9 protein-coding genes are annotated in these 12,845 nt (G+C 62.6%); all 9 read right to left on the bottom strand.

The genetic code is table 11. The features are described from left to right. Window positions 1–16: 16 nt before the first annotated feature. Entirely contained in the window at window positions 17–1,666 is a 1,650-nt protein-coding gene (locus ACB037_RS15970) for a GGDEF domain-containing protein (protein WP_371175577.1), read from the bottom strand. Then, the gene (locus tag ACB037_RS15965; RefSeq protein WP_029314555.1) at window positions 1,663–2,142 is read right to left on the bottom strand and encodes a hypothetical protein; all 480 of its coding nucleotides are present in this window, start codon (window positions 2,140–2,142) and stop codon (window positions 1,663–1,665) included. The genes ACB037_RS15970 and ACB037_RS15965 overlap by 4 nt, the downstream gene beginning before the upstream one ends. A gap of 85 nt (window positions 2,143–2,227) precedes the next feature. Then, window positions 2,228–3,001: a Sir2 family NAD+-dependent deacetylase gene (gene cobB, locus ACB037_RS15960; RefSeq protein ID WP_041215132.1), complete on the bottom strand. Its 774-nt coding sequence runs from the start codon at window positions 2,999–3,001 to the stop codon at window positions 2,228–2,230. Between the two features lie 72 nt (window positions 3,002–3,073). Then, a complete protein-coding gene (locus tag ACB037_RS15955; protein ID WP_045524895.1) occupies window positions 3,074–3,688 on the bottom strand; it encodes a GNAT family N-acetyltransferase in 615 nt (204 codons plus the stop codon). After that, window positions 3,689–4,939: a response regulator gene (locus ACB037_RS15950; protein ID WP_069651288.1), complete on the bottom strand. Its 1,251-nt coding sequence runs from the start codon at window positions 4,937–4,939 to the stop codon at window positions 3,689–3,691. A 1-nt stretch (window position 4,940) separates the two neighbouring features. Then, window positions 4,941–8,864 carry an ATP-binding protein gene (locus tag ACB037_RS15945; RefSeq protein WP_371175587.1) on the bottom strand — a complete coding sequence of 1,308 codons (3,924 nt, stop codon included), beginning with the start codon at window positions 8,862–8,864 and terminating at the stop codon, window positions 4,941–4,943. A gap of 54 nt (window positions 8,865–8,918) precedes the next feature. Further along, window positions 8,919–9,215: an integration host factor subunit alpha gene (gene ihfA, locus ACB037_RS15940; protein ID WP_005300715.1), complete on the bottom strand. Its 297-nt coding sequence runs from the start codon at window positions 9,213–9,215 to the stop codon at window positions 8,919–8,921. A gap of 3 nt (window positions 9,216–9,218) precedes the next feature. Continuing rightward, the gene (pheT, locus tag ACB037_RS15935; protein ID WP_371175576.1) at window positions 9,219–11,606 is read right to left on the bottom strand and encodes a phenylalanine--tRNA ligase subunit beta; all 2,388 of its coding nucleotides are present in this window, start codon (window positions 11,604–11,606) and stop codon (window positions 9,219–9,221) included. Between the two features lie 12 nt (window positions 11,607–11,618). After that, a complete protein-coding gene (pheS, locus tag ACB037_RS15930; protein WP_043155490.1) occupies window positions 11,619–12,602 on the bottom strand; it encodes a phenylalanine--tRNA ligase subunit alpha in 984 nt (327 codons plus the stop codon). Between the last annotated feature and the right edge of the window lie 243 nt (window positions 12,603–12,845).

Here is a 12,845-nt window from a genome sequence, read left to right as displayed (position 1 = left end):
CTGCATAAGCCACCACTCAACTCAGCTTGAAATCATCTTCTTGCTGCGCCTCTCCCCGGGGAGCCAGGCGCAGCAGCCCCAGCGCCGTTGCCAACGGCTGGAGCAGCGCCTCGTACCCGGAGGGTGCTGGCAGCCAGTAGCGAATTGGCCAGCCCGCCTGCAGCAGTTCGGGGGCGCTGCTGCCAAGCTCGCTCAGCGCCAGCATGCAGCCACACTCGCGCATCTTCTCAAGCAGGGTGGCATCCGGTATCAGCGCAGGCAATGCCAGAATCAGCCTCCTCTGTGGCAAGGGGGGCAGGCTCGCCAGCAGAGGGGCCAGCTGGGCAGGCTGATGAAGCCTTACCAGCAAGGTGCCACTGCATGGCTCTTCTGTCAGCCATCGTGCCATCACGGGCCCAAGGACACCACGCTCCTGCATCCAGCCCACATCACAGGGCTGCTGGCTCACCCGCCAGCGCAGGCTGACCGCCGTCACCGGCACGCCCTGCTCGTCTCTCATCGGCTCGCAGAGGGTCTCCAGGGGTGAAGGGGCGGCCCCCGCCAGCCATTCCCGCAGTTGGTGCAGCTGCCGCTGGGCCATATGGAGGTCAGCCTTCATCGCACTCTGATACCACACCAAGGTGTTCCCCTCACGCTTGGCCTCGTTCAATGCCAATATGGCCTGCTCCAATAGTTCATCGGCATCCTCGCCACCCTCGCACCTGGCCACTCCGAAGCGACACGCCAGATCAAAGCTGCTTTCCCGGGTCACGAACTCAAACTGCAACAGGCTCACCATGGCGGCCATGCGGGCATCGAGATCTCCCTCTTCGTCGTCCAGCACCACGGCGAACTCATCGCCCCCCAGCCGGTACGCACGGCCGGGGCATGCCTGACGCAACCGGGCCGCAACGGCCTGCAACAGGCGATCACCAACCTGGTATCCGAGCAGATCATTGACCTGCTTGAACCGCTTCAGATCCAGCACCGCCAGCGCCTGGACTCGATCTTGCAGCAGGGATTGCCTGAGCTGCCCCTGCAAGGCCCGGCGGTTGCCAAGCCGGGTCATGGGATCGAGCAGGGAGAGGCGACGATTCTGCAGATTGGTTCGAATGAGGGCAAAGACCAGCACACAGCCCATCACCAGCAGGATCAACTGCCAAATCTGGATCCAGAACAGGCTCTGCCGCAACTGGTTGAGGGAGGCTTCCCGCTCCTGGCCGGAGAGGATCTGATCCCCAATCTGCTCCACCTGATGGGTCAAGCCGGTCAGCCGGACGAGGGCAAGATCGAGGGCTTTCCCCCTCTTCAGCTCCCCGGACTGCATCTGGGGATCCAGCGCCTTGAGTTCGTCAAAGAGCCGTTCAAGCACCTCCCCCAACCCATGCCTCGCTCGCGCATCGGCGGTCTCGGTACTGATCAGGAACACATCCAGCCGGTTCCACAGCAGGTCGTAACCCAGGCTCAGGGCCGCCATGTCGAGCGCCCCGGCACGGTAGAGGCGCACATCATAGAGAAATCGCTGGGACTCCTGCATTACCTGGCTGATGTTCCAGTGGGTGTTGCGGTAGAACATGTCAACGAGCTGCTCGTGCCGACTCTGCAGCAGCAGCCCCCAGAGGGACGAGAAGAGAAACAGCAGGGAAAGGGCTGCAAGCAGCAGGTTATCTCGCTGGCGTCGCGTCACGGGACAACCTCGATGCGGATCACCTGCCAGACCATGTTGTTGTGGATGGCGGACACATCCATGTCGGGATGGGCCGAGAGGGGGACCAGCAGCCAGAGCGGCCCTTTATTGCGACGGGTGAGCGGTTTGTCATCCTGGTAACGCACCAGGGTCAGCGGCACCTTGGCAAACAGGGAGAGATCGACCCGCTGCTGGTAGCCATTGAGTGCGGCGACATCGATGGCGCTGGCACTATCCACCTGCTGCGCCGCCAGCACGCTCTTCAGGGTCGGGCCACGATAGCGGTGAGTGCCGAGGGTCCAGGGCGTCGCCGTCTCGAACTCCACTTGTGGCAAGGCGGCCAACGCCGCCTCATCCAGGGTGATTTCCCGCTTGTCCGGCAGGATCAGTTGCAATAGCGAAGAGGAGGAAGCCTGGGTACCGAACGAGAAAAGCACCAGCAGGAGCGAGGCCATCCCGCGCGTTGGAAAGTTCATGACATGTTGTGCCAGCTGCATCTTGAAGCTAGGTGTCAGTGTGGCGATTTCAGTGGGTCAATGCAACTGTGTGAAAAATCAATAGTTATGGACCCCGCATCTCCATCCAGTTATGTCCCTCGACGGTGAGAGGCTGATGCACACCGCAACTTTGCAGGAGTTCATCCACAAAAGCGGGCACCAGCAAGGAAGCCGGACCATAACGTTTTTCATCAAACTGGCTGCCCACTTCGCTCGGCTCCAGATTGAGCTCCACCGTATGGGCACCGTTCAGGCCGGCCTCATGGACGAATCCGGCGGCAGGGTAGACCGCCCCGGAGGTCCCGATGGAGATGAAGAGATCGCACTGGGCCAGGGCCGAGTAGATGCGGTCAAGCCCGAGGGGCATCTCCCCGAACCAGACCACATGGGGGCGCAGCGGGTGGGGAAACTGGCAGCAGGAACACAGCTCTTCCTGATGGAGATCCCCGCGCCACTCGATCACCTGACCCGAGCCCGGGCAGCGGGCCTTGAGCAACTCGCCGTGCATGTGGATGAGGTTCTTGCTGCCGGCACTCTCGTGCAGGTTGTCGATGTTCTGGGTGACCAGGGTGACGCGCCCCGGCAGCAGGCGCTCCAGACGGGCCAATGCATAGTGGGCCGGATTGGGGTGGATCTCGGCGCGCTGCAACTGATGGCGCCGCGCATTGTAGAAACGTTGTACCAGTTCGGGATCCCGCGCATAGCCTTCAGGGGTGGCCACGTCCTCCACCCTGTGCTCTTCCCACAGGCCATCACAGGCCCGGAAGGTCTTGATACCGGATTCGGCCGAGATGCCGGCACCGGTGAGGATCACGATATGTTTGGCTGACTGCACCATGGTTGTTCTCCTCCAACGGGTAACAGGCTGACCTTAGCACAGGAGCAAGAAGCGGCCCATTCGCCCTTGGTCTTAGGCCGATGGGAACACAAAGCTCGCCATGGGCGCGAGATCCAGCCTGGCAAAGACCATCTCCCGTCCTGTCACCAGGGTAAGTGGCAACCCGAGCCCCTTGAGCAGAGCCAGCATGGGGCGATTCTGGCCGAGCACTTCCGCCGTCCACTCCCGGATCCCCTCCCCGTATGCCAGCCGCGCAAGCGCCAGCAGGATGCGACGCCCGGCGCCGCGATGCTGAAAATGATCCGCGACGATGCAGGAGAACTCGGCCCTGTCCGGGTGCAGGCGCCGGCGAACGGACTGGGCCATGGCAAGCGGCGCCCCCTGCTCGTCGGTCAGCAGCAATCCTATCTGGGGTTCTCTGGGGTAGTCGAGAAAGAAGGCGAGCTGCTCGGCCGTCGCAGGCTGCTTGGCCCGCATGAAGCGCAAATAGACGCTCTGCTCGCTCAGGGCGTCATAAGCCGCGCTTATTCGCTTCGGGTCGCTGCCCGCCAGCTCCTGCAAGCGGCAAGTCAACCCCCCCACCACCATCGTCATCGGCAGGGCGGCCCGTGAGGCGGGAGCCGTCCAACCCGACATTCCCTGCCACAAGCGCGGCTCATCGAGCGGCCAGCAAAGATAGCGAGCCATTCACCAGCGCCCTGCCACGCCGCGATCCTGCCACTGGGTGGCATCCTGCAGGTTGAAGGGGTCGTCGAGGTAGAGCGCGATGCCAAGCTCCCGGGAGCGCTGGATGAAGCGGGCCAGCAAGGAGTCGGCAGCCATCGCCTCCAGCTCGGGCAGCAGGTGTTGCCCGAGCAGCAGGGATTGCAACGGCAGACGCTCGATGAGATCAAACGGCAGGTGCTGGGCATGATCGAGCAGCAGCGCGAGTCTGGCCCCCGCGAGGCTCGCCTGCAGCACCAGGGCAAAACGGTCTGCCTGGCTCAGCAGGTGATCCCGTCGGTGGATGACCAGGGTCAGCTCGCTTGCTTCTCGCCCATGCTGCTCGAGCCAGAGCTTGAGCGGCTCCCAGTGAGGGGAAAGGCCGCTCAGGCTCAGCCAGATCGGCAGCGTGCAGGAGGCCGCATCTGCCAGCAGCCCAAGCTGTCCTCTCGCCTCTCCCTGCCAGCTACGCACGGTGCGCTTGAGCCCGCCCAGCCTGCGCTGACGCTGGGGGCCAAGATAGAGCATCTTGAGCAGACGCAGCAGATCGTCGCTTTGCAGCGGCTTGGCCAGGGCGGCCAGCACGTTGAAACCCGCATCGTGCAGGAGACGCCGGGCGCCGTCTATCAGGGTCTGATCATGAGCGGAGAGCAGGATGATGGGCAGACCGCTGTGGCGATACTGGGGATGGCTCATCAGCAGGCTGATGGCATCCTGCTCCGCCAGGCTGAGATCACAGATAAGCAATCTCACGCCCCCCTCTTCCAGCGCCTTGAGGCACCCTTCGCCATCCTGAACCCAGTGGCAGGGCAACCCCAGTCCCTGGATCTCCTGCTGAATACAGGCTCCCTGGAAGGGGTGATCTTCGAGCAGCAGGATCTGACACTGGGCAAGCCAGGCACGCCACCCCTGCTCCCGTGCCTGCAACCCCTCGAGCCAGGGATCGCTGAGGCGATAGATCCCCGCCCCGGGAGCCAGCAGATGAGGCAGATAGTCGGCCCCCTGATGAGAGGCAGGATCAAACAGGGCGATGGCCCCGGCGGCAAACAGCCCTTCCCATTGCCAGCCGGCATCGGGTCGGGTGCGGTGCAGATTGGCATAGGCCGGAAGGCCCGCCCCCTTGACCGCCTGATGGGAGACAGCGTCCAGGGCATAGACGCTGACCGGGTAAAACGTTGGCTCCTGGCTGTCATCAGACTCCAGCAAGGCCATCAACTCTTCATCTGTGATGATCATGTCATGCTCTCTCGCCCAGTTGTCGGCAGACCTCTTCCACGCACTGCCTCAAGGCGACTCCAAGGGGATGTCCGGGGGACTCCTGCCAACGGTCGATCACCTCTACCAGGGGGGTAGCCCCCACCATTTTGGCGGCCCCCTTCATCTTGTGTAAAGCCGTATTGAGGGCCTTCTGGTCCCCTTGTGTGACACACCGCTCAATGTCGGCCAGATCCTGGTGAACCGATGCCAGATAGATGTCAACGAGGGCCGGGCTGAGGGAGACGGGCAGGGAAAGGGCTGCCGTTGGCTGCGGTGCCTTCCCCCCGTCATGGGGGCCAAAGACGGTACGAAGCAGTACGGCCAGATCCCTGAGCAAGACGGGTTTGTCCAGATGGCCCTGACAGCCGCATTCCGCCAGTCGCTGCGCCGCCTGCTCGCTGAGATCCGCGGTGATCACGTAGACGGGTAGATGCTGCCAGCGTTCATCGGCGTGCAATTGCCTGCAGAGCTCGGCGCCGTCCATCACCGGCATCTGCAGGTCCGTCAGCACCAGATCCACCGACTCCGATTGCAGGATCTCCAGTGCCAGACGGCCATTGGCCGCGCTCAATACCCGGGCCCCCAGCTGACCCAGCTGCATGCTGATCAGCATTCTGTTCACCTCATGATCTTCCACCAGCAGCACCCGCCTGCCTGCCCCCGGCAGGTCCGTGATCTCCTCAGCGCCACGGACGAGTCTGGGTTGCAGCAGGCTGACCACGGAGCCCGGGATCCAGGGTTCCCCCTGCCAGTACCAGGCGCGCAAGCCCCCATCGTCCTGCATGGCCCCAAGGCAAGGTGCCGCCGGATCCTCGGCCACGCCAAAAGCTGCGAGCCAGGCCCGCATATATTCGAGCTCCCCGGGCAACAGTTGCAGGGAGACCGTCTTGACGCGCGGTTGCCAGGGCGCCTTCTCCTGCGCATGCCTGAGGGGCAACGAGCAGAGAAAACGGCTACCCCCGCGAGCCAGAGGCTCGACCCGGATCTCGCCCCCCATCTGTTCCATCAGCTGGCGGCAGATGGCCAGCCCAAGCCCGGTTCCCTGAGCTCTGGGCTGGCCAGGCTCCTCCCCTTGTTCGAAGGGCAGGAACAACCGGGGCAACAGCTCGGCACTGATCCCGGGCCCCTCGTCGTCTACCCCGCACACAATCCACTCCCCTTGTCGCCGGGCCCAGAGCACCACCTCTCCCCGCTCGCTGAACTTGATGGCGTTGGAGAGCAGGTTGTGCAGCACCTGTTGCACCCGGTGGGGATCGAGTTCCATCAAGGCGGGCAGCGCCGGGTCGAGCGCCAGGCGCAGTTGCAGATGGCGGGATCGCGCCTTGGACCAGTGCACCGCCGCCACGTGCTCGCACAGCTCCACCAGATCCGTGGGCTGTACGGAGAGGCGCAACTGACGCGTCTCGTTGCGGCTGAAGTCGAGCACATCGTTGAGCAGTCCGAGCAGTTCATTGCCCGCCTGTCTGACATGGGCCAGAGCCGAGGCCTGCTCTGCATTGAGTCCGGTCTGCTCGAGCCACTCCAGCAAGCCGAGCATGGCGTTCATGGGGGTGCGGATCTCGTGGCTCACGGCGGCCAAGAAGCGCCCTTTGGCAAGCACGGCCTGCTGTGCCTGCTCGTGGGAAAGTTGCAGGGAGTGCTCCTGCTCCACCCTGGCCGTCACATCCTGCACCACCCCGTAGATCCGCCACCCCTCTCCCTGACGGCGCCCCCTGCCGGAAAATTGCAGCCAGCGGGTTCCCTTGGCGGGGTGCTGATAGCGCAGCAGATGGGAGAACGGTCGCCCGGCTTGCAGCATGGCCAGCATGGGGGCTCGCATCTCGCGCCTGTCCTGATGGGAGATGCGGGTCAGGGTCTCGTTGGGATTGACCCGGATCTGCTGGCTCGCCAGCCCCAGCAGCTCGTGACTGCCCCGGCTCACAAACTCCACCCGGGTGATGGCTCCCCCCAGCAGGGTGAATTGCAGCACCACACCGGGCACCGTATTGGTGAGGGCGCGCAGGCGCCGCTCTGCCTGACGCAGCAGGCGGGTACGCTCGCGCAGGGCGCTGATGTCGGAGAGGGCGATAAGATCCCCTGCCGGTGCCTGGGGCCCCAGTCGCAAAGGGATCTGGGCATAGGAGTAGACCTGCTCGTGCAGCGCCAGCTCCCCTTCGGCGCCCTGCAACTGGGGCGCGGGCAGCACCAGATCGGCGGCGTAGCGCGCCTCCATGCGCTTGGCCCGCTTGTTGCGCTTGATCACCTCCCCCTTGTCATTGCGCAAGAACACAGGAACGGGGAGCGCCTGGAAGAGAGACTCCCTGAACTTGCTTTCCAGCGCCAGCGCCTGCTCTACCTTGTGACGCTCGCGGGCCTCCTGGGCCAGTTGCTGGCGGGATCGCCAGACTGACCAGATCACCGCCATGCTGATCAGCAGTGCAAGCAACACGGAGCCAAGCCAGAAACCATAGCTGACCCCCTCCTGCTGGTTGACCACCAGGCGGCGCCAACGTTGCACCAGATCGTCCACCTGCCGATCATTGAGGGTCATCAGGCTCTGATCCAGCACCCCCGCCAGGCTGGCCTGTTCCGGCCGGATGGCAAAGCCGAGGCCGAAACGCTCCGGCAATTCGGTGATGGTCAGCTCGCTCAACTGGTTGTTTCTAAAGGGATATTGGAGCTGATACAACTCCGCTAGCATGGCCTGGGCATCCCCATGCCGCACCGCCGCCAATCCCTGCAGCAGGTTGTCGGTCACCTCCCACTCATGCTGGCCGAACCGGGCAAGCAGGCCGGGAGCATAGAGCATTCTCGGGACCACCACCTTGCCACTGACGTCCGCGAGGGAGACAGGCCCCCTCTTGCTGCGACTGACCAGGGCATAGCGGCTGGTCGCCACCATCCTGGTGAAGTCGAACTCCTTGTTCAGGGCGGCGGACTCCATCAGCCCGACCATCATGGCGGCATCGCCACTGCGCAGCAATGCCAACGCCTCCTCCCGGCTAGCGGCGGGCACCAGCTCGAAGCGCAGTCCCGTCTGCCGACTCACTTCCCGCAAGACGTCCGCACTCCAGCCAATGAGCTCTCCCTGCTGGTTGACGCCGCTGTATGGCATGAAACCGGGATCCGCCACCATCTTGATGGTGTGGGCCTTGCCGACCAGCCAGGCCTGCTCCTTGTCGGTAAAATGCAGGGGATTCACATCTTGCTCACCCTGAGGCAGATACTTGCCCAGATCCCGGTAGAGACTGCCCGGCGGCAAATAGCGGATGGCCGTATCCACCAGCTCCAGCAACTCGGGCTGGTTGCGCATCATCAGCCGGTAGCTGATGACCAGATCGTCGCTGCGAAGACGGCGAAGGCGCAGCCCTTCATCCGGGAATTCCCGCATCAGGTAGCGCAGTTGCAGATAATCGCCGAGATAGGCGCTGCCCTTGCCGGCCACCAGGGCACCATACCAGTTCTCGGCATCGGTCAGCAGTTGCTGGGATGAACCAGGATAGAGACGCTTCAGGGTCTCCTGGGCCTGCCAGATGGGTGACACCAGAAACTGCGCATGATCGAGCTCACCCCGATAGAGGATGGCGGACTCCGCTTCCATCATGGCCCGGCTCAAGACGGTATCGCTCGAGTTCGACCGGGCAGGCCCGACGTGAGGAATGAGATCGCAGCGCCCGTTCAGCAGATCCTGCGTCACGGCTGCCCAGCTCGGCCGCTTCTCGACATGCACCGGTACCGGCAACAGCTCTGCCAACCGCGTCATGCGATCGATGAGCAAGCCCCCCTCCGCCTCCAGATAGGGAGGACGTTGCAGGGCCGGGTAACAGAAGGTCAGTCCGGTGAGCGAATCGGCATAAGCCTGGGCATCCGGTGACAGCGGGAGTATGGCGGCACGCAGTGGCAAGGCCAGCAGCGCGCCGGACAACAGAAGGATTTTTATCATCGGAACGGAAAAGCCAGGCGATTGCCTGGCTTTTTGTCACTCGTTGGGTTCAACATTTTCTACCCTGGCCTTGAGCTTCTGGCCGGGCCGGAAGGTCACCACACGACGGGCGCTGATGGGAATATCCTCCCCCGTCTTGGGGTTGCGTCCGGGACGCTGGTTCTTCTCGCGAAGATCGAAGTTACCGAAGCCGGAAATCTTGACCTGTTCGCCACGCTCGAGCGCCTGTCTGATCTCCTCAAAGAAGGCTTCCACCATATCTTTGGCTTCACGCTTGCTCATCCCGAGCTGGGTGAACAGGTGCTCTGCAATGTCGGCTTTGGTAAGCGCCATAGATCAATCCCTCAAGGATGCATTCAACTCTTCACCGAGGGCCCGCACGACATTGTCCACGGTCTCGGCGATCTCTTTCTCCTCCAGGGTGCGCTGGGTGTCTTGCAACACCAGGCTGATGGCCAGGCTCTTCTTGTCCTCTGCCATACCAGCGCCCTGGTATACGTCGAACAAGTTTATTCCAACTAACTGATTTCCGCCAACTTTTTTAATTACTGCCAGAACGTCGCCTGCCAGGATCTGTCTGTCAACCACCACGGCGATGTCGCGACGGTTGGCCGGGAACTTGGATACTTCGGCAGCAACCGGCACCTTGGCCGGCGTCAGTTTGTCCAGCTCCAGCTCGAACATGACAGCGCGGCTCTTGAGCCCCAGCTTCTTCTCGAGGCTCGGGTGGATCACGCCGATGTGGCCGATCACGACGCCATTGCGCAGAATGGCTGCGCTCTGGCCCGGATGCAGGGCACTGTGCTCGGTGCGCTCGAAGGTGAAGGTAGCCCCTTCTGCAGTCAGATCCAGTACCGCTTCCAGGTCACCCTTCAGATCGAAGAAGTCGACGGGACGGGCCTTGACATCCCAGTGCTCGTCCCCCTGGTTGCCGGTGATGATGCCGGCAAGCATGGGCTCCTGACGGATGCCGTTCTCGGCATTCTCGTCCTTGATGAAACGCAGGCCCTGCTCGAACAGGCGCACGCGCGGCTGCTGACGGTTCTGGTTGTAGACCACCGCCTGCACCAAACCCGGGAACAGAGAGACGCGCATGGCGGACATCTCGACCGAGATCGGGTTCGGCAGCACGATGGCATCGCTCTGCGGGAACAGGGTTTGCTGGGTCTTGGGATCCACGAAGCTGTAGGTGATCGCTTCCTGGAAACCGCGGTCAACCAGCAGGTCGCGCACCCGCTTCAGGGTCACCTGCCCTTCAGCCTGCTCCACCATCGCGAGGGATGCGGCGGGTTTGAGATTCGGTATGTTGTTGTAGCCGTAGATGCGGGCCACTTCCTCGATGAGGTCTTCCTCGATGGCAATGTCGAAACGCCAGGAGGGAGCCAGCGCGGTCCAGCCGTCAGTATCCACGGTTACCTGCATGCCCAGACGAGTCAGAATTTCGACCACCTGCGCATCCGCCACGCTGATGCCGATCACCTTGTCGAGCTTGGTGCGGCGCAGCTTGATGGGGGCAGCCTTGGGCAGATGGGGATCGGATTTGACTTCGATGACCGGACCCGCTTCACCGCCGCAGATGTCCAGCAGCAGACGGGTGGCACGATCCATCACCTTGGCCTGCAGCTCGGGATCCACCCCGCGCTCGAAGCGGTGGGAAGAATCGGTATGCAGACCGTAGGCACGGGCACGGCCGGTGATGGAGAGCGGCGCGAAGAAGGCGCACTCCAGCAGGATGTCGGTGGTGGTCTCGGAGACACCGGTGCGATCACCGCCGAAGATACCGGCCATGCAGGCAGGGCCTTTGGCGTCGGCAATCACGAGCGTGGTCTCTTTGAGCTTCACCTCGTTGCCATCGAGCAGGGTCATGGGCTCGTCGGCCTTGGCGCGGCGCACCACCAGTTCCCCTTCAAGCGTCGCCAGGTCGAAGGCGTGCATCGGCTGGCCGTATTCCAGCAGCAGGTAGTTGGTGATGTCGACAATAGCGTCGATGGAACGAATACCGCCACGGCGCAGCTTCTCCTGCATCCAGAGCGGGCTCTGGGCGTGCAGGTTCAGCCCCTTGATGACGCGGCCGAGATAACGGGGGCAATCTGCCGGCGCTTCAACCCGGATCGGGAAGGTGGCATCACAGGTGGCAGCAGCTGGCGCCCAAGTCGGCTCGACCACGTCCACGCTGTTGAGCACGCCGATTTCACGGGCAAGCCCTGCGATGCCCAGGCAATCGGCACGGTTCGGGGTCAGATCCACATCGATGCTGACGTCGTTGAGCGCGAGGTATTCACGGATATCGGCCCCGATGGGGGCATCCAGCGGCAGCTCGATGATGCCATCAGCCTCGACGTCGATGCCCAGCTCGCTGAAGGAGCAGAGCATGCCGTGGGACGGCTGGCCGCGCAGCTTGGCTTTCTTGATGGTGAAATCACCCGGCAGGGTCGCCCCGACCTTGGCCACGCACACTTTGAGGCCGGCACGGCAGTTCGGCGCACCGCAGACGATGTCCAGCAGCTCGGCCTCGCCCACGTTGACCTTGGTCACCCGCAGTTTGTCGGCGTCCGGGTGCTGGGCGCACTCGACCACTTCACCCACCACCACATTGTTGAACTGGCCGGCCACCGCTTCCACGGCGTCCACTTCCAGACCGGCCATGGTGATCTGCTCGGCCAGTGCATTGTCACTCAACTCGGTGCGGACCCACTCCATCACCCAGGATTTACTGAATTTCATGTTCTCTCGCCCTTACTTGAACTGCTTGAGGAAGCGCAGGTCGTTTTCGAAGAAGGCACGCAGGTCGTTGACCCCGTAACGCAGCATGGTCAGGCGCTCAACGCCCATGCCGAAGGCAAAGCCGGAGTATTTTTCCGGATCGATGCCGACCGAACGCAGCACGTTCGGGTGCACCATGCCGCAGCCCAGCACTTCCAGCCACTTGCCGTTCTTGCCCATCACGTCCACTTCGGCGCTCGGCTCGGTGAACGGGAAATAGGAAGGACGGAAGCGAATGGTCAAGTCTTCCTCGAAGTAGTTGCGCAGGAAGTCGTGCAGGATGCCTTTCAGCTCGGTGAAGCTGGCATGCTCGTCGACCAGCAGGCCTTCGACCTGGTGGAACATCGGGGTGTGGGTCATGTCGTAGTCGTTACGATAGACGCGGCCCGGCGCGATGATGCGGATCGGCGGCTGCTGATGTTCCATGGTGCGGATCTGCACGCCCGAGGTGTGGGTACGCAGCATCAGATCAGGATTGAAGTAGAAGGTGTCGTGATCGGTACGCGCCGGGTGGTGAGCCGGGATATTCAGCGCATCGAAGTTGTGGAAGCCATCTTCAATCTCGGGACCACGGGCAACCTTGAAGCCCATCTCGCCAAACAGGCGCTCGATGCGCTCGATGGTACGGGTCACCGGGTGCAGACCGCCATTCTCGATGCGGCGGCCCGGCAGGCTGACGTCGATGGTCTCGGCGGCCAGCTTCTGGTTCAGCACGGCGATTTCGAGGGCTTCACGACGCGCGTTCAGGGCATCCTGAACCTGCTGTTTGGCCTGGTTGATCACGGCGCCCGCTGCGGGACGCTCTTCAGCGGACAGGGCGCCCAGTCCCTTCATCTGCTCGGTAAAAAAGCCCTTTTTACCCAGATATTTGACCCGGATTTCGTCGAGGGCGGCGATGTCGCTTACGCCCTCAATTTCGGCCTTGGCCTGGCCGACTACTTCTTCAAGCTGTTGCATGTCTTCCTCGTCACCACTCCCGGAACAGGAGCCTTTAGGCTAAATAAGGTCAAGAGGGGAATAATACAAAAAAAGCCCCTTGGCTGACCATAGTTATGACGGGCTTTTCTCCCTGCAAATCATTTTGTTATATGGAAAAGCCACAAGCCAGATGCAACAGGATTGAGACAAGCGTCGTTTGTTCTAGTTTGTTGGCATATGGAAGGATAAAGCATTCATGAACCTGGCATGCTACCTGCCAAC

Origin of the sequence: Aeromonas sp. S19(2024), assembly GCF_041402625.1 — a bacterium.
Lineage (GTDB): Bacteria > Pseudomonadota > Gammaproteobacteria > Enterobacterales > Aeromonadaceae > Aeromonas > Aeromonas caviae.
Note: the sequence above shows the minus strand (reverse complement) of the source record. Positions and strands in the feature narration are given on the sequence as shown.